Origin of the sequence: Pseudomonas sp. GL93, from assembly GCF_003408955.1 — a bacterium.
Taxonomy (GTDB): Bacteria; Pseudomonadota; Gammaproteobacteria; order Pseudomonadales; family Pseudomonadaceae; genus Aquipseudomonas; species Aquipseudomonas paracarnis.
The window spans coordinates 128,934-146,131 of sequence record NZ_NKRF01000075.1 but is presented as its reverse complement, the minus strand read 5'-3'; the positions used below and the strand labels follow the sequence as shown (position 1 = coordinate 146,131).

At 60.5% G+C, this 17,198-nt stretch carries 18 protein-coding genes; 10 read left to right on the top strand and 8 right to left on the bottom strand.

All coding sequences use genetic code 11. The features are described from left to right. Positions 1-31 precede the first annotated feature (31 nt). Together CER19_RS14350 and CER19_RS14345 are read right to left on the bottom strand one after the other, a co-directional pair. The gene (locus CER19_RS14350) at positions 32-1,021 is read right to left on the bottom strand and encodes a tripartite tricarboxylate transporter substrate binding protein (protein WP_165861635.1); all 990 of its coding nucleotides are present in this window, start codon (positions 1,019-1,021) and stop codon (positions 32-34) included. A 27-nt stretch (positions 1,022-1,048) separates the two neighbouring features. Next, positions 1,049-2,341: an OprD family porin gene (locus tag CER19_RS14345; RefSeq protein ID WP_116666882.1), complete on the bottom strand. Its 1,293-nt coding sequence runs from the start codon at positions 2,339-2,341 to the stop codon at positions 1,049-1,051. A gap of 234 nt (positions 2,342-2,575) precedes the next feature. Between CER19_RS14345 and CER19_RS14340 the strand changes: the two genes are divergently transcribed. Next, positions 2,576-3,247 (top strand): response regulator, encoded by a 672-nt coding sequence (locus CER19_RS14340; protein WP_116666881.1) that lies wholly within the window; start codon positions 2,576-2,578, stop codon positions 3,245-3,247. Then, positions 3,240-4,625, top strand: coding sequence for a sensor histidine kinase (locus CER19_RS14335; RefSeq protein WP_098952465.1), 1,386 nt, complete (start codon positions 3,240-3,242; stop codon positions 4,623-4,625). The genes CER19_RS14340 and CER19_RS14335 overlap by 8 nt, the downstream gene beginning before the upstream one ends. Here the strand turns inward: CER19_RS14335 and CER19_RS14330 are convergent, their stop codons facing one another. After that, positions 4,626-5,447 carry an HDOD domain-containing protein gene (locus CER19_RS14330; protein ID WP_116666880.1) on the bottom strand — a complete coding sequence of 274 codons (822 nt, stop codon included), beginning with the start codon at positions 5,445-5,447 and terminating at the stop codon, positions 4,626-4,628. Positions 5,448-5,483: 36 nt separating this feature from the next. After that, positions 5,484-6,425, bottom strand: coding sequence for a folate-binding protein YgfZ (locus tag CER19_RS14325; RefSeq protein WP_116666879.1), 942 nt, complete (start codon positions 6,423-6,425; stop codon positions 5,484-5,486). 140 nt (positions 6,426-6,565) lie between these two features. Between CER19_RS14325 and CER19_RS14320 the strand changes: the two genes are divergently transcribed. Next, positions 6,566-6,820, top strand: coding sequence for a succinate dehydrogenase assembly factor 2 (locus CER19_RS14320; RefSeq protein ID WP_116666878.1), 255 nt, complete (start codon positions 6,566-6,568; stop codon positions 6,818-6,820). After that, positions 6,804-7,250: a protein YgfX gene (locus CER19_RS14315; RefSeq protein WP_116666877.1), complete on the top strand. Its 447-nt coding sequence runs from the start codon at positions 6,804-6,806 to the stop codon at positions 7,248-7,250. The genes CER19_RS14320 and CER19_RS14315 overlap by 17 nt, the downstream gene beginning before the upstream one ends. On the opposite strand, the gene nadB is transcribed toward CER19_RS14315, so the two are convergent. Further along, entirely contained in the window at positions 7,219-8,835 is a 1,617-nt protein-coding gene (gene nadB, locus CER19_RS14310) for an L-aspartate oxidase (RefSeq protein ID WP_054897610.1), read from the bottom strand. The genes CER19_RS14315 and nadB overlap by 32 nt on opposite strands. 460 nt (positions 8,836-9,295) lie before the next feature. Here nadB and rpoE point away from each other — a divergent pair, with 460 nt between their 5' ends. The 4 genes from rpoE to CER19_RS14290 all read left to right on the top strand — a co-directional run bounded on the left by rpoE (position 9,296) and on the right by CER19_RS14290 (position 13,144). After that, entirely contained in the window at positions 9,296-9,877 is a 582-nt protein-coding gene (gene rpoE, locus CER19_RS14305) for an RNA polymerase sigma factor RpoE (RefSeq protein ID WP_003172477.1), read from the top strand. A gap of 32 nt (positions 9,878-9,909) precedes the next feature. After that, positions 9,910-10,497, top strand: a complete 588-nt coding sequence (locus CER19_RS14300; protein WP_116666876.1) for a sigma-E factor negative regulatory protein — start codon at positions 9,910-9,912, stop codon at positions 10,495-10,497. A gap of 16 nt (positions 10,498-10,513) precedes the next feature. Next, a complete protein-coding gene (locus CER19_RS14295) occupies positions 10,514-11,473 on the top strand; it encodes a MucB/RseB C-terminal domain-containing protein (RefSeq protein ID WP_116666875.1) in 960 nt (319 codons plus the stop codon). A 234-nt stretch (positions 11,474-11,707) separates the two neighbouring features. Continuing rightward, positions 11,708-13,144 carry a DegQ family serine endoprotease gene (locus CER19_RS14290; RefSeq protein WP_116666874.1) on the top strand — a complete coding sequence of 479 codons (1,437 nt, stop codon included), beginning with the start codon at positions 11,708-11,710 and terminating at the stop codon, positions 13,142-13,144. Positions 13,145-13,212: 68 nt separating this feature from the next. Here the strand turns inward: CER19_RS14290 and CER19_RS14285 are convergent, their stop codons facing one another. Beyond that, on the bottom strand, positions 13,213-14,646 hold the full coding sequence (locus CER19_RS14285; RefSeq protein ID WP_003189458.1) for a M48 family metalloprotease: 1,434 nt from the start codon (positions 14,644-14,646) through the stop codon (positions 13,213-13,215). 95 nt (positions 14,647-14,741) lie between these two features. Here CER19_RS14285 and CER19_RS14280 point away from each other — a divergent pair, with 95 nt between their 5' ends. Beyond that, on the top strand, positions 14,742-14,981 hold the full coding sequence (locus tag CER19_RS14280) for a sulfurtransferase TusA family protein (RefSeq protein ID WP_014717366.1): 240 nt from the start codon (positions 14,742-14,744) through the stop codon (positions 14,979-14,981). A gap of 19 nt (positions 14,982-15,000) precedes the next feature. On the opposite strand, the gene CER19_RS14275 is transcribed toward CER19_RS14280, so the two are convergent. Further along, positions 15,001-15,474 (bottom strand): peroxiredoxin, encoded by a 474-nt coding sequence (locus CER19_RS14275; protein ID WP_003189461.1) that lies wholly within the window; start codon positions 15,472-15,474, stop codon positions 15,001-15,003. 14 nt (positions 15,475-15,488) lie between these two features. After that, complete coding sequence (locus CER19_RS14270) at positions 15,489-16,049, bottom strand: glycine cleavage system protein R (protein ID WP_003189463.1); 561 nt, start codon at positions 16,047-16,049, stop codon at positions 15,489-15,491. Between the two features lie 262 nt (positions 16,050-16,311). Between CER19_RS14270 and dapA the strand changes: the two genes are divergently transcribed. Continuing rightward, a complete protein-coding gene (gene dapA, locus CER19_RS14265) occupies positions 16,312-17,190 on the top strand; it encodes a 4-hydroxy-tetrahydrodipicolinate synthase (protein ID WP_116666873.1) in 879 nt (292 codons plus the stop codon). Positions 17,191-17,198 lie beyond the last annotated feature (8 nt).

Genomic DNA, 17,198 nt, shown 5'->3' with positions numbered 1-17,198 from the left:
CTACAGGGGCATTACACAAAAAGAGGGGCGATTACTGGATCAGGCCGAACTCTTTGGCCAGCACTTTGTAGTCAGCCACCTGCTTCTTCACGTAGGTGTCCAGCTCCGGGCCGGTCATGGCAAACGGGAACAGCTCGCGCTGGTCACGCAGCTTGGCGAACTCGTCGGAGGCCAGCAGCTTGTCGAAGGCGTCTTTCCACCAGGCGTAGTCGGTATCACTGACTTTTGGCCCCAGGTAGAAGCCGCGTACCACTGGCCATACGATGTCGTAGCCTTGCTCCTTGGCGGTGGGGATGTCCTTCATCTCCGGCTCGTCCAGGCGTTTCTCGGAGAACACCGCCAGCAGGCGCATGTCACCGCTGAGGATATGCGGCATGGAGTCGGAGATGTCGGTACTACCTACCTGGATATGACCGCCGAGCAGGGCGGTAGCGATTTCACCGCCGCCTTCAAGGGCCACATAACGCAGTTCACGCGGGTTGATCCCGGCAGCCTTGGCGATCAGCGCGGTCTGCATCCAGTCCTGGCTGCCGACGGTGCCGCCGGAACCTATCACTACGCTGCCCGGATCTTTCTTCAAGGCTTTTACGAGATCGTCGAGGGTCTTGTAGGGCGAATCGTTTTTCACTGCGATGGCACCGTAGCTGGTGCCTACCGCCGCCAGCCAGCGCACGGCGCTTTCATCAAAACGGCCGAACTTGCCCTGGGCCAGGTTCAGCAACGAACCGCTCGACCAGGCGACCAACGTGCCGGCATCCGCAGGGCGCTGGGCGACGACGGCGTTGTAGGCCACCGCGCCCACGCCGCCGGGCATGTAGGTCACACGCATCGGCTTGCTCAGCAGTTTCTGGTTGACCAGCGCGCTTTGCGCCAGCTTGCAGGTCAGGTCAAAACCGCCGCCAGGGGAGGCCGGGGCGATGCATTCCGGACGCTTGGGTTCGTCGGCGGCCAGCAGTTGGCCGGCGAACAGCATGCAGCCGGCGGCGAGGGCAAATTTACGCAGTGAAAGGGTCATGGCGATCTCCATCGTTTTTGTTATGAGGGGGTACTACCAAAGTGCGACGCTATAGCTGACCAGCAAGCGCATTTCATCCGCATCACGGGCTGAATAGTTGGAGCGATAGGTGGCGTTACGCAGGCGCACGGCCACATCTTTGAACGTGCCGCTTTGCACCACGTACTTGATCTCGCTGTTGCGTTCCCACTCCTTGCCGGTCTGGCCGTTCTTGAGCTTGATGTTGTCACCCGAGAGGTAACGGCTCATGAAACTCAAGCCCGGAATGCCCAGCTTGGCGAAATCGTAGTCGTAACGTGCCTGCCAGGAGCGTTCTTCGGCGCCGGCAAAATCGTTGATCTGTACGAAGTTGACCAGGTACGGGTCACTGCCATCCACATACGGGAAGGCGCTGTCGCCGGACATGTGCTGGTAGCCGGCGCTGAGCTTATGGCCATTGAGGGCATAGCTGAACAGGCCGTTGAGGGACTGGTTGTCGATATTTCCGCCGCGGGCCGAGCCGGTGTCATCGCTGATCGCCAGGCGCAGGTCGGCGGCGAAGGTGCCAGGGCCCATCGGGCGTGATGCGACCATCCCGAGGAAGTGCTGGCGGTAGACGTCGTCGAGTTGGGCAAAGTGATAGCTGCCGGTGATCTTGTCGGCGAACTTGTAGTCGACGCCACCGAAGTTGAAGTGCTTGCCGGTGGCACCGCTGAGGAAGCGGCTGTTCTTGTTATTGAGCGCGATGTCTTCGTAGTGGGTGTCGTCGCGGTCCTTGGCTTTGTCCAGGCGGCCACCGGTGAACACCAGGTTCTTGAATTCCTTGGAGGTGATCAAGCCACCGTTGAAGGTCTGTGGCAGGATGCGCCCGTCGTTGGGCTTGAGGATCGGCAGTTCGGGGATCAGCGAGCCGATCTTAAGCTCAGTCGCCGAGATTTTCACTTTGCCGGTCACGCCCAGCTTGGAGTACTCGTTGGCGGCGCGGCCGTCATCGTGGGTCGGCAGCAGGCCGGTGCCGGTGCGGTCGGGGCTGGAGTCGAGCTTGACGCCGAGCATGCCCAGCGCATCCACGCCAAAGCCGACGGTGCCGTCGGTGTAGCCCGATTGCACGTTGAGCATGAAACCCTGAGCCCATTCGTCGCGTTTGGATTGCTGCGCACTGGTACCGTCGCGAAAGTCGCGGTTGAAGTACATGTTGCGGGTTTCCAGGGTCGCGCTACTGTCTTCGAAGAAGGCAGCCTGGCTGAGCGGCGAAAAGCCGGCAAGGGCAGCGGCACTGGCGAGGGCGGTGTGGGTCAGGCGGGAAGAGCGAACGGGCGGGCAAGCCTGTGGCTGGGTCGACAGCATCGTGGTGTACTCCGTTATTGTTCTTATTTTGGCGAAAACGCTTCGAGGCGTTTTTCGGGCGCTACGGGTCAGGCAACTGGGCGGGCATAGACCACCGTGGTTGGATGCTAAGGGGCGAAGCTTTCACTAACCTTTCAATCGCCTTTCAATGTTTTCGGGCTTCACAGGCCAGGTTGCGGCTGTAAACTGCCGGGCAAAGCGTGGCGTCGACCACCCCTGAACGAGGTAGAATCCATGCGTGTCCTCCTGGTTGAAGACCATCTGCAGCTCGCCGAAAGTGTGGCCCAAGCGCTCAAGAGCATGGGTTTGACCGTTGATGTGTTGCATGACGGCGTGGCGGCGGACCTGGCCTTGAGCAGCGAGGAATACGCCGTGGCGATCCTGGACGTGGGGTTGCCGCGCCTGGATGGTTTCGAGGTGCTCGCGCGTTTGCGGGCACGTGGAAAAAACCTGCCGGTGCTGATGCTGACTGCTCGCAGTGATGTAAAAGACCGCGTGCACGGCCTGAACCTGGGCGCCGATGACTACCTGGCCAAACCGTTCGAACTCACGGAGCTTGAAGCACGGGTCAAGGCACTGTTGCGGCGCAGCGTGTTGGGCGGCGAGCGCCAGCAGACCTGCGGTGTGCTGGTGTACGACCTCGACACCCGGCGCTTCACGGTCGCAGGCGAACTGATGACCTTGACCTCCCGAGAACAAGCGGTGCTCGAAGCCTTGATCGCCCGGCCGGGCCGCGTGATGAGTAAGGAGCAATTGGCTTCCCAGGTATTCGGCCTGGACGAGGAGGCCAGCCCCGACGCCATCGAAATCTACGTGCATCGCCTGCGCAAAAAACTCGATGGCCAGCCCATCGCAATCGTCACCTTCCGCGGCCTTGGCTATTTGCTGGAAGCCCGTGATGCATAAGCCCAGCAGTCTGCGCTGGCGCTTACTGTGCAACCTGGCGCTGTTGCTGGTGTTGTTGATGCTCGCCAGCGGCATGAGCGCCTATTGGAACGGTCGCGAAGCCGCCGACACCGCCTATGACCGCACGCTGCTGGCGTCGGCGCGCACCATTGCCGCCGGCTTGACCCAGGTGGACGGCACCCTCAGCGCCAATGTGCCCTATGTGGCCCTAGACACCTTTGCCTACGACAGTGCCGGGCGCATTTATTACCAGGTCAATGATATTGATCAGAAACTGATTTCCGGTTACGAAAACCTGCCCGGCCCGCCGCCCGGCACGCCCCGCACCGACGATTATCCAGCCTTGGCGCGGTTCTACAACGCCATGTACCTGGGCCAGCATGTACGCGTGGTGAGCCTGCTCAAGGCCGTCTCGGAGCCGAACATGAATGGCATGGCCGAAGTTCGTGTCGCGGAGACCGACGAAGCGCGGGTGGCTATGGCCCGCAGCCTGATGGCCGACACCCTGCTGCGCCTGGGCATGCTCGCTATCGGTGCGTTATTGCTGGTGTGGTTTGCGGTGAGCGCCGCACTGCGCCCGCTGGAACGCCTGCGTACGGCGGTGGAAGAGCGCCAGCCGGATGACCTGCGGCCCCTGCCATTGGTGGAAGTTCAGGATGAGTTTGGCCCACTGGTGCGCTCGCTTAACCATTTCACCGAACGTCTGCGCGGGCAGTTCGAGCGCCAGGCGCAGTTTATTGCCGACGCTGCCCACGAGCTGCGCACACCCCTGGCGGCACTCAAGGCCAGGCTGGAACTGGGCCTGCGTGCCGAAGAACCGGCCACCTGGCGCAGCACCCTGGAAACGGCCGCCCAGGGCACCGACCGCCTGACGCACCTGGCCAATCAATTGTTGTCCCTGGCCCGCATCGAAAACGGTGCCCGCGCCATTGCCGAAGGCGGTGCGCAACTGCTCGATTTAAGCCAATTGGCCCGTGAGCTCGGTATGGCCATGGCGCCGCTGGCCCACGCGCGGGGTGTGGCCCTGGCGCTGGAGGCCGACGAGCCGGTATGGCTGCGCGGCGAGCCGACGCTGTTGAATGAGCTGCTGAGCAACCTGGTGGACAACGCCTTGGCCCATACCCCGCCCGGCGGCAATGTGATTCTGCGAGTGACGGCCCCGGCGGTGCTGGAGGTCGAGGATGACGGTCCCGGTATTCCGCTGGATGAGCGGGACCGGGTATTCGAGCGCTTTTATCGACGCAGCCAGCAGGGCATGGGGTCGGGCTTGGGGCTGGCGATTGTCGGGGAGATTTGCCGTGCGCACCTGGCGCAGATCAGCCTGCATGATGGCGAGCTGGCGGGGCTTAAGGTGCGCGTGAGTTTTATCGCGGGTTGATCAGTAAAACATCGAGCGCGCTTCGTCCAGTTCGCTGCGCAGGGCGTCGCTGTGCAGGTCTATGCGTAACTTCATGAGGGCCGGCAACGTGGTAATGGGCACGGTTCCCAGGGGGTGGTCGGTGCCGCGATGGCAGTACAGCGCAGCGACCTGCACCAGGTCGACGTAGTCCAGGCGTGCAGAGTCGCGTGTCAGGTCCAGGTATTGGCCTGGCACGTTCACCAGCATCTCAGGGAAGTCCCAGACCCGCAGCAGCTTGTCCCCCAGTACCGGGTGGATGCTGTCGATGACATGGTTGAGGCTGACGGGGTCGGCCAGCAACTCATAGTGGTCCTCGGCATACGTGAGGATCGGCAGCACGCCGATCTGATGCACCAGGCCACCCAGGGCCGCCTGGTCTGGCTTGAGCTGGCTGTGGCGACGGCACAAGGCGTAGCTCACACCCGCCACCTCCAGGCTGCGGCGCCACACGTCGCGCATTTTTTGTTCGACCACCCCGGAGCGGGCGTGAAAGATCTGCTCCATCACCAGGCCGATGGCCAGGTTGCTGCTGTAGTTGGTACCGAGCCGGGTGATGGCGGTGTGCAGGTCGGTGACTTCCTGGCTGGCCCGTAACAATGGGCTGTTGACCACTTTGATCAGGCGCGCCGACAGGGCCGTGTCACGACTGATCACTTTGCTCAGGTGGCTGATGCTGATGTCCGGGTCTTCGGCGGCCTGGCGAATTTTCAGGGCCACCTCCGGCAATGTCGGCAGAACCAGGTCATCGTTGTCGATGGCCGTTACCAACGCTTGTTGGACTTTTTCCGCCAGCTCGTTCATTCATGCTCTCTAGGGTGTTGCAAAAAAGTACGGCGATTAACGCTGGATCTCGCGATCACGGTCCAGTTGGTAGGGCAGGTCAAGCAGGTGCAAGCCCGGGCCCTCCAAGGTGCCCAAGCGCACGTCGCCACTGTCGGCAGCTTCGGCTTGCAGCACAGCGAGAAGTTCAATCGACTGGTCAGCTTTTGCCGCGATGACCACCTCGCCGATTGCGCTGTTATGGCTGGGGGAAAACAGCGGCGTGCCTGGATCGGGGAGTTCAGCGGCCTCCAGGTTCAGGCGATACAGACGCCGCTTGAGTTTGCCCAAGTACTGCATGCGCGCGACGATTTCCTGGCCGGTGTAGCAGCCTTTCTTGAAACTGACGCCACCCACGGCCTGCAGGTTGAGCATCTGCGGGATGAACAGCTCGCGCGTCTGGGGCATCACCTGGCCGATACCGGCACGGATCTGGCCAAGCAGCCAGGCATTCAATTCAGCTTGTTGCAACTGCGCGGCCAATTGGCTGCGTACAGCGTCGGCGTGTTCGGCAGGTACCCAGAGTTCGGCACGGCCCGGGGAAACGCGGACGGCAATCAATGCTTCGTTGCGCGCCACGCTATCGGTCTCGACAGGCAGCGCGAGGCCCAGGGCGCTCAGGGCCGCATCTGCGTTCGCCAGGCCGAAGCGCGCCCAGGCAGCGCTTTCGTCGGTGAGCTTGGATTTGGAGAACACCGCGTACTTTTTCAAATCCGCCAGCTGCGGTTCAAGCAGCTCGGTGGCCATGGCCAGGAGTACGCCATCACCCTGCAGCAGGATACGGAAGCTCGACTGCATCCGGCCTTTTTGCGTGCAGCGCGCGCCCAGGCTGGCCTGGGTTTCACTCAGGTAATTGAGGTTGCAGGTCAGTTGGCCCTGCAGGAACTTGGCAGCATCAGAGCCGCGGACGGCGAGAACGCCTTCGTGGGACAGGGAGCAGAAAAAAGCGGAGTCAGCCATGGGTCATCGCAGGTCAAAAAGTCATGGGTGCATCATAGAGGGGCGTCCGGCAAATGCATAGTTTCCATATAGGGCGACCAAAGCCGACTGTTCCAGTGTCGTCTGGGCTGTATACTTGCGCTCTATTTTAGGAGGGCTCCATGGTCGAAGATGTAGAAATCAATCGCCTCTACTGGCACAGCCGTCGCGGCATGCTGGAGCTGGATGTGTTGCTGGTGCCTTTCACCAAAGGGGTGTACGCGACGCTCAATCAGGTGGACCGCGACCTCTACGTCAGGTTGCTCGAGTGCGAAGACCAGGACATGTTTGGCTGGTTCATGGAGCGCGCCGAATCCGAAGACCCGGAGCTGCAGCGCATGGTTCGGATGATCCTGGATCGTGTCCAGCCCAAGTAACCGTTTCGAATGCCGCTGGCAGGCCTCGCGGCTGTTGCTGGCGGCCTATGTGCTTGCCCAGCTGATCGCGCTGGGCAGCCTGCTGGTTCTAAACCTGCCTTACTCAAGCCTGGGCATCCTGCTATGCCTGGCTCATTGTGCCTGGGTATTACCGCGGCAAATCCTGCTCTCTCACCGTTCGTCGATTCGGGGCCTGCGCCGTGACGACGATGGCTGGCAGTTATGGAGCGCCGCACGCGGATGGCACCCTGTGCAACTGCGGCCCGACAGCCTGGCGTTGCCGCTGATCGTGGTATTGCGTTACCGGGTACAGGGTGAACGGCGAGTGCGGTCCATCTGCGTGCCAAAGGATGCGCAGGCCGCCGATGTGCACCGGCGCCTGCGGGTGCGTCTGAAGTTCAGCCGCCGTAGGTGGTTGGCACCAGGATAGTGTCGCGGGCTTCGGGCAGCATCTGTGGGTAGTCGAGGGTGTAATGCAGGCCGCGGCTTTCCTTGCGCTCCATGGCCGACCGGATCATCAGCTCGGCCACTTGGGCCAGGTTGCGCAATTCGATCAGGTCGCGGCTGACCTTATAGTTGCTGTAGAACTCATCGATCTCATCCAGCAGCAAGCGCACCCGATGTTGCGCCCGTTGCAGGCGCTTGTTGGTGCGCACGATGCCCACATAGTCCCACATGAATCGCCGCAGCTCGTCCCAGTTGTGGGCGATGATCACGTCTTCGTCCGAATCGGTGACCTGGCTCGCGTCCCAGCGGGGCAGGGCGGCCGGTACCGGGATGCGCGGCAGTTGCTCAAGAATGTCCGCTGCCGCCGAACGCGCATACACGAAGCATTCGAGCAGTGAATTGCTGGCCATGCGGTTGGCGCCGTGCAGGCCGGTGAAGCTGGTTTCGCCAATAGCGTACAGGCCCGGCACGTCGGTGCGGCCATGCTGGTCGACCATTACGCCCCCGCAGGTGTAGTGCGCGGCCGGCACCACGGGGATCGGGCCCTTGGTGATGTCGATATTGAAGGTCAGGCAGCGTTCGTAGACGGTCGGAAAGTGGGTCTTGATGAAGGCTTCCGGCTTGTGGCTGATGTCCAGGTACACGCAGTCGATACCCAGGCGCTTCATTTCGTGGTCGATGGCGCGGGCGACGATATCGCGTGGTGCCAGCTCGGCGCGTGGGTCGAAGCGCTGCATGAAGCGTTCGCCATTGGGCAGCTTCAAATGCGCACCTTCGCCGCGCAGGGCTTCGGTGATCAGGAAGCTCTTGGCCTGCGGGTGATACAGGCACGTGGGGTGGAATTGGTTGAACTCCAGGTTGGCGACCCGGCAGCCCGAGCGCCAGGCCATCGCAATGCCGTCGCCGCAAGCACCGTCGGGGTTGCTGGTATAGAGGTAGACCTTGGCGGCGCCGCCCGAGGCGAGAATGGTGAAGCGTGCGCCATAGGTATCGACTTCACCGCTGGTGCGGTTGAGTACGTAGGCGCCGAGGCAGCGTTCGCCCGGCAGGCCCAGGCGTTTTTCGGTGATCAGGTCGACGGCGACGCGCTGCTCCAACAATTGGATGTTGGGGCGTTGGCGGGCCTGGTCGAGCAGGGTCTTGAAAATCGCGGCCCCGGTGGCATCGGCTGCGTGAATGATTCGGCGATGGCTGTGGCCGCCTTCGCGGGTCAGGTGGAACTCAAAGCCACCGTCGTCGCTGCCGGCATGTTCATCGCGGGTGAAGGGCACACCTTGGTCGATCAACCATTGGATGGCTTCCCGGCTGTGCTCGACGGTGAAGCGCACGGCGTCTTCGTTGCACAGGCCACCGCCGGCGTTAAGGGTGTCTTCGACGTGGGATTGCACGGTGTCGGTGTCGTCCAGCACCGCAGCCACGCCGCCCTGGGCCCAGAAGGTCGAGCCGTTGGCCAGGTCGCCTTTGCTCAAAACCGCTATACGCAAATGGCTGGGCAGGGTCAGGGCCAGGCTCAAGCCGGCGGCGCCGCTGCCGATTACGAGGACATCGTGTTGAAACTGTTGGCTCATTTGACGGATTCCGCAAAAAGCGATCCAAAGGGGGGCGCAAACAGGACGCCTGGATCGGCGAATCAAAGGGTCACACGGGCCACTAGTATATAGAGGGGTGGAGCGGCACAATAGCCACGCCTTCGTGGCATTGTGAGATTATGCAGCGCAGCTTTGGGAAACGGCCGGTTGGCGGGACGGGAACTTTTTGCATAGGCCCCGACTCAATAGCAGGTTGCCCGAAAGCTGGGAAAACGTTGAGTTTATTGGCCCGTCGGGAGCATTGGACGCGTCACGAAACCGGCGACAAGATTATTCGCGCAGCCGGCACCGACCGTGCTGCGTTTTTCGTGTGTGCCAAATCAGTGCATGCCGGAAACTTGCTTGAAGGGGGAGAACTTTTGCGAAAAGCCCGAGTCTATGTTTGCAAGCCTGATCGTTTAGTTATGCAAGCCTCCTTCAAGTACAACGAGGAGTGTTCATGCTAACCCAGGAAGAGGATCAGCAGCTGGTCGAGCGCGTACAGCGCGGTGATAAGCGAGCATTTGATCTGCTAGTGCTGAAATACCAGCACAAAATTCTCGGGTTGATCGTGCGGTTTGTGCACGACACCCATGAAGCGCAGGACGTTGCACAGGAAGCTTTTATCAAGGCTTACCGTGCACTTGGAAATTTCCGCGGTGACAGTGCGTTTTACACGTGGCTATACCGCATCGCCATTAACACGGCGAAAAACTATCTGGTGTCACGCGGTCGCCGCCCACCAGACAGTGATGTCAGTTCAGAAGATGCAGAATTCTACGATGGTGATCACGGCCTCAAAGATCTCGAGTCGCCGGAGCGTGCGTTGCTGCGCGACGAGATCGAGGGCACCGTTCATCGCACTATTCAGCAACTGCCAGAAGATTTGCGTACGGCGTTAACTTTACGTGAATTCGATGGTCTGAGTTACGAAGACATTGCGAGCGTCATGCAATGTCCGGTGGGGACTGTGAGGTCACGGATTTTCCGGGCCCGGGAAGCCATCGACAAAGCCTTGCAACCGTTGTTGCAGGAAAACTAAAGACAGCGGCGACAGCCAAGAGAGGAACCGCCATGAGTCGTGATGCCCTGCAGGAATCGCTGTCCGCAGTGATGGATAACGAAGCGGATGAACTGGAACTTCGTCGAGTGCTCAACGCATTTGATGACGCCGAAACCCGTGATACCTGGTCTCGTTACCAAGTCGCTCGGGCGGTGATGCACAAGGATCTCCTAATCCCTCGTCTGGATATTGCTGCGGCCGTTTCTGCTGCACTGGCTGATGAAGCCGTTCCGGCAAAAGCCTCGCGTGGTCCATGGCGTAGCCTGGGTCGTCTGGCAGTGGCCGCCTCGGTGACCGTTGCTGTGTTGGCAGGCGTTCGACTGTACAACCAGGATGAGATCGCAGGCAACGAACTGGCCCAGCAGACTCAGCAACCGGTCATGGCCGGTCCGCAAGTCAAAGGCCCGGCCGTGCTGGCTGGATACAAGGAAAGCACTGATACCACCGGCCCGATGGCCAATGGTGTACTTCAGGGGCAATCCGGCTGGCAAGATCAGCGCCTTCCAGGCTACCTGCGTCAACATGCACAGGAATCGGCCGCCAAAGGCGCTGAAAGCGCTCTGCCGTACGCTCGCGCAGCAAGCCAGGAAAACCGCTGATTCGCTAAGGAGCCCTATGCGCGCCATACCGCTCCTTGCGCTTTTGCTCAGTAGTTGGTTTGCACTATCCGCCCATGCCGATGAAGCCCAAGACTGGCTGACTCGACTTGGGCGTGCAGAGCAGCAGCAAAGCTTTGAAGGTACGTTTGTCTACGAACGTAACGGCAGCTTTTCCACCCATGACATCTGGCACCGCGTCCAGGATGGCCATGTCCGTGAACGCTTGTTGCAACTTGACGGCTCCGCCCAGGAAGCGGTCAGGGTTGATGGTCGGGCACAATGCGTCAGTGGCACGTTGGTTGCCGGTCTCGGTCATTCGCCTGAGGCGCCCTCGCGTATTCTTGATCCGAAAAAACTCACCTCATTCTATGATCTGGCCGTCATTGGCAAATCCCGCGTGGCCGGTCGTAATGCGGTGATTGTGTCGATCAGCCCGCGTGACCCCTACCGTTATGGGTTTGAGTTACATCTGGACCGTGAAACTGCGCTGCCGCTCAAGTCCTTGCTGCTAAATGCCCGGGGGCAGTTGCTGGAGCGTTTTCAGTTCACCCGCCTTGATACTTCGGCCACTCCTTCTGACCATGACTTGCAGCCCAGCAGCGACTGTTCGCCGGTAACAATGTCCGCCGCTAAAGCACCTGGCCTATCTGCCACGCAAAGGTGGCATCTGGACTGGCTACCGCCTGGTTTCCAACAGATCAGCAGCGCTGCGCGCAAAGATCCCCAAACGAAATCTACCGTCGACAGTTTGATGTATGACGATGGGCTCGCACGTTTTTCGGTGTTCCTTGAGTCAGCCAATGGCGCTGACGTGAATGAAACCCGCGCTCAGTTGGGGCCAACCGTGGCAGTATCGCGGCGTTTGAATACGGTGGATGGCGAAATGATGGTCACGGTGGTGGGTGAAATTCCCCTCGGTACAGCTGAACGTATCGCGTTGTCGGTACGTGGTGAAAAGGCCACTGCCAAGCCCTGAGATTGTTAATCTTATGTTCATCCTGTTCTTTCAATCTGGGCCCGAATTTCGTTGGGTGCTGGGCGTATGAAATCTCTGGATCAGCATTTTCACTTGCAAAAACTTCCCATGTTTTTTATAGGTCAGGGTTTGATGGCTCTGGCCTTGTTTGTTCGCGGAACAAAAATGCCGGTCGCAGTATCCGGCGTTTATTGAACCCTGTCGCTTAACTCTGCTCGTCGTAACGGGAGCTGTATGTCGATACCACGTTTGAAGTCTTATTTATCCATAGTCGCCACAGTGCTGGTGCTGGGCCAGGCCTTACCTGCGCAAGCGGTCGAGCTGCCTGACTTCACCCAACTGGTGGAGCAGGCCTCGCCTGCCGTAGTGAACATCAGTACCACGCAGAAGCTGCCGGATCGCAAAGTCTCGAACCAGCAGATGCCCGACCTGGAAGGCTTGCCGCCCATGTTGCGCGAGTTCTTCGAACGCGGCATGCCCCAACCTCGCTCTCCCCGTGGCGGCGGTGGTCAGCGCGAAGCCCAGTCCCTGGGCTCCGGCTTCATCATTTCGCCTGACGGCTACATCCTCACCAACAACCACGTGATTGCCGATGCCGACGAGATTCTCGTGCGCCTGGCCGACCGCAGTGAACTCAAGGCCAAGCTGATTGGCACCGATCCACGTTCCGACGTGGCCCTGCTCAAAATCGATGGCAAGGACTTGCCAGTGCTTAAGCTGGGCAAGTCCCAGGACCTGAAAGCCGGCCAGTGGGTGGTCGCGATCGGTTCACCGTTCGGCTTTGACCACACCGTTACCCAAGGCATCGTCAGTGCCATCGGGCGCAGCCTGCCAAACGAAAACTACGTACCGTTCATCCAGACCGACGTGCCGATCAACCCGGGTAACTCCGGTGGCCCGCTGTTCAACCTGGCCGGCGAAGTGGTGGGGATCAACTCGCAGATCTACACCCGCTCTGGTGGCTTCATGGGCGTGTCCTTCGCGATCCCGATCGATGTGGCCATGGACGTCTCCAATCAGCTCAAAAGCGGCGGCAAGGTCAGCCGCGGCTGGTTGGGCGTGGTCATCCAGGAAGTGAACAAGGACCTGGCTGAGTCCTTCGGTCTCGACAAGCCGGCCGGTGCCCTGGTTGCGCAGATTCAGGACAATGGCCCTGCGGCCAAAGGCGGCCTGAAAGTCGGTGACGTCATCCTGAGCATGAACGGCCAGCCGATCATCATGTCGGCAGACTTGCCTCATTTGGTCGGCGCGCTCAAGGCTGGCGGCAAAGCCAAGCTGGAAGTGATTCGTGACGGCAAGCGCCAGAACGTCGAACTGACCGTTGGCGCAATTCCGGAAGAAGGCGCCCCCCTGGATGCCCTGGGCAACGCCAAGCCAGGTGCCGAGCGCAGCAGTAACCGCCTGGGTATCGCCGTGGTTGAGCTGACCGCCGAGCAGAAGAAAACCTTCGACCTGCAAAGCGGTGTAGTGATCAAGGAAGTTCAGGACGGCCCAGCCGCCTTGATCGGCCTGCAGCCGGGTGACGTGATCACCCACTTGAACAACCAGGCAATCGATACCACAAAAGAGTTCGCCGACATCGCCAAGGCGTTGCCGAAGAATCGCTCGGTGTCGATGCGCGTCCTGCGTCAAGGCCGTGCCAGCTTCATCACCTTCAAGCTGGCTGAGTAATCCGCTAGACCTATAAAAAAGCCCCGCTGCCGGTTAACGGCAGCGGGGCTTTTTTGTGGGCGGCGGGTTCAGCTCATCATGCCTTTCACCAGGCGCTCCTGTTCGATCAGTTCACGCTGACGGGCGTCGATGCGCGAGGACAGCGGGAAGTTATTGCCAGCACGCCGCTTGGCAAAGTCCAACTGCTGGATGGCTTGCTGGAAATCCCCCACCAATGCGAAATATTCGGCGCGAGCCTGATGCAGGCCGATAATGTTGCCGGACAAACCGCGGGTTTCAGCAACCTGATACCACACGTCCGGATCGTCCGGGCGCGACTTGAGCAGCCCATCCAGCGCCTTTTCTGCATCGGCGGTACGGTTCTGTTTAAGCAACAGGTCTACTCGCACTTGGTTCAGTGGATAGTTGCTGGGGTACTGGGTGAGCATGCGGTCGGTACGTTGCTGCGCATCCGGCATGCGGTTGCTGGTGATGTCCAGTTCGATTTGGGCCAGGTTGTAGGTGATGTCGTTGGGTGCCTTGGCCAGCAGCGGCGCCAGGCTTTCCCGCGCTTCCTTGAGTTGAGTACCCTTGATCTGGGCGATGGCCAGGCCATAACGCGCTACGTCATTTTTAGGGTTTTCATCCAGCTGCGCCTGGAAGCGCTTGGCGGCCAGACCTGGTGTGTCTTCGTACTTGAGCTGCACCCGTGCGCGAATCAATTGATAGCGCAGGCTGTCTTCCTTGCCGCCAGGTTTGGCTTGTTCGGCGCGGTTGCGGGTGTCGGCGATACGCGATTCGGTTACCGGGTGAGTCAGCAGGAATTCCGGCGGCTTGGCGTCGAAGCGGTATTGGCGCATCAGCCGTTCGAACATGGTGGGCATGGAGCGCGGGTCGTAGCCGGCTTTCTCCAGATTGAGAATGCCGATGCGGTCGGCCTCTTGCTCGTTCTGGCGGGAGAAGCGGCGCTGTTCCTGGATAGCGGCGGCTTGTGAGCCGGCAATCGCGGCGATACCGGCATCGCCGGCACCCGCAGCGGCAGCGATAATGCCGCCAAGCAGGGCGGCCATCATCGGCAGTTGCATGCGTGATTGCGCTTCCACGCCTCGGGCGAAGTGACGCTGGGACAAGTGCGCCAGTTCGTGGGCCAGTACCGACGCGTATTCACCTTCGGTCTGTGCATTGAGAAACAGCCCGCCGTTGACTCCGACGATCCCGCCCGGAGCCGCAAAGGCGTTGAGCTGTGGGCTGTTGATCAGGATGAATTCCAGGCGCCGGTCATTGACCTGGCTGGTCTCCACCAGCTTGTACACGCTGGTTTCAACGTAATCCTTGAGTTGCGGGTCGTTGAGTTGCGAAACCTGGCCGCGCAGGTAGGCCAGCCAGGCGCGGCCCAGTTGGTATTCCTGTTGCGGCGAGACAATGGCAGAACTGGCATCACCAAGTGACGGCAGGTCGTCAGCGAAGGCCGGGGAGGCCAGCAGGCAGGCCAGCGTCAGCAGGGTAGGGCGCAAAAAAGTCATGCACAAAGCCTTTCGACAAAGAGCTTACTGTAGCCGGACACTGAGCTTGGGACCAGATATTCTAAGCAGCCCGAATGTTTGCCTGGAGTAACACTATGACCGACGCTGTAGCCTGTGACGCCGAACTCGACGCCAGCGGTCTGAACTGCCCTTTGCCGTTGCTCAAGGCCAAGCTGGAGCTCAATAAAATGGCCAGCGGTGCCGTGCTCAAGGTGACTGCCACCGACGCCGGCTCCCAGCGTGATTTTCGCACTTTTGCCAAGCTGGCCGGCCACACCCTGGAGCATGAAGATGCCGCCGAGGGTGTGTACCGTTATTGGTTGCGCAAGGCCTGAAAGCCTTATCGAGGCAAGATCAAGCCTTGTTCAGCGCCTGCGCTGCCGCCAGAACCGCATCAACATGCCCCGGCACTTTCACGCCGCGCCATTCCTGACGCAGTACGCCTTGGCTGTCGATCAGGAAGGTGCTGCGATCCACGCCCAGGTATTCCTTGCCATACAGTTTCTTCAACTTGATCACATCAAACAGCTGGCAGACCGCTTCGTCCTTATCGCTGATCAGCTCGAAAGGAAATTCTTGTTTGCCCTTGAAGTTCTCGTGGGACTTCACGCTGTCACGCGACACGCCGAACACTTCGGTATTAGCGGCCTTGAACGCGGCGTACTGGTCACGAAAACCCTGGCCTTCGGTGGTGCAGCCAGGGGTGCTGTCCTTCGGGTAAAAGTAGATCACCACTTGCTTGCCCTTGAGGGCTGCGAGGCTGAAGGTCTGGCCGCTGGTGGCCTGGGCCTCGAAGTCGGCCACGGGTGTGTCGATGGCTACCGGCATAGAGAGGTACTTCCTTACATGGGGTTCTGTGGGCGCCATGGCTCGATCAAGGCGTCGAGGTTCAGGGCATCGGCGAAATCCAGGAACTGGTCGCGCAGCCAACTGATCTGTACGCCGGCCGGCAAGGTCACGGTAAAGGTGGCATTGAGCATGGTGCCGCCGGTTTGTGGCGCCTGGTAGGTGTCACAGGTCAGGTTTTCCAGCTCGACGTTGTGGTCGATAAAGAACTGGCACAACTCGTTGACGATGTCCGAACGGTAGGCCGAGCTGACATAGGCTACGTAAGGCAGGGCCTGGGGACGGTTTTCCAGGGCGGCGCTGCGTACCACGTTGACGGTGAAATCATGCTTCTTGGCCAGGCCCGGCAGGCCTGTTTCCAGGCGCGCCAAGGCATCCCAGGAGCCAGAAATCTGCAGGACCAGCGCACTGCACTCGCCATGGCGGGTCAGGCGGGAGGTCACGACGGCGCAGCGGTTCTCATGGCTGGCGCGGCACAGGACGTTGGTCAGCTCCATGGGGTTGGCGCCGAGGGCACTGATAACAAGGAATTGTTCGCGAACTGTGGGGGTGGACATGCAGCCTTCCTAAAGCGATGAGCGGTCGTTACCGTGTGGGCGGTATCGATCAAAGGATCAAGGGTAGCGAAAAGCGTCGCTAAGGGCTAGGAGGTGGCGTTTTCATTGCGTGATCAGCCCGCTTCGGGCGGTGCTTTGGCCTAATGATGGCATTGTCCGACGTTTAGTTGCGCCAGAACGCATCCTCACGCGGTACTTCGCTTGTACAAGCATCTTGGCGCCAGTACCATTACGGCTCTCTTTTTCCGGCAGGAGCGGTTGCATGATTGCGGGCAGTATGGTGGCACTGGTCACACCCATGGATGCACAAGGTCGTCTCGACTGGGACAGCCTGGGCAAACTGGTGGACTTCCACCTGCAAGAGGGCACCAACGCCATTGTGGCGGTCGGCACCACAGGTGAATCGGCCACCCTCGATGTGGAAGAACACATCCAGGTGATCGAGTTCGTGGTCAAGCGCGTAGCGGGCCGCATTGCCGTGATCGCCGGTACAGGCGCCAACTCGACGCGTGAAGCGATCGAACTGACCAAGAACGCCAAGAAGGCCGGCGCCGACGCTTGCCTGCTGGTAACTCCGTACTACAACAAGCCGACCCAGGAAGGCTTGTACCAGCACTTCAAAGCCATCGCCGAAGCCGTGCAGATCCCGCAGATCCTCTACAACGTACCGGGTCGCACCGCGTGCGACATGAAGGCCGAGACCGTGATCCGCCTGTCCACCGTGCCGAACATCATCGGCATCAAGGAAGCCACCGGCGACCTGCAGCGCGCCAAGGACATCCTGGCCGGCGTGAACAGCGACTTCCTGGTGTATTCCGGTGACGACGCCACCGCTGTCGAGCTGATCCTGCTGGGTGGCAAGGGCAACATCTCCGTGACCGCCAACGTGGCCCCGCGCGCCATGAGCGATATGTGTGCCGCCGCCATCGCGGGCGATGCAGCCACCGCTCGAGCGATCCACGAGAAGCTGATGCCGCTCAACAAGACACTGTTTATCGAATCCAATCCTATTCCCGTGAAGTGGGCGCTGTTTGAGATGGGCCTGATGCCGGACGGTATCCGTCTGCCGCTCACCCGCCTCAGCGAAGCCTGTCACGAACCGCTGCGACAGGCCCTGCGCCAGTCCGGCGTCCTGGTTTAATTGAGGAA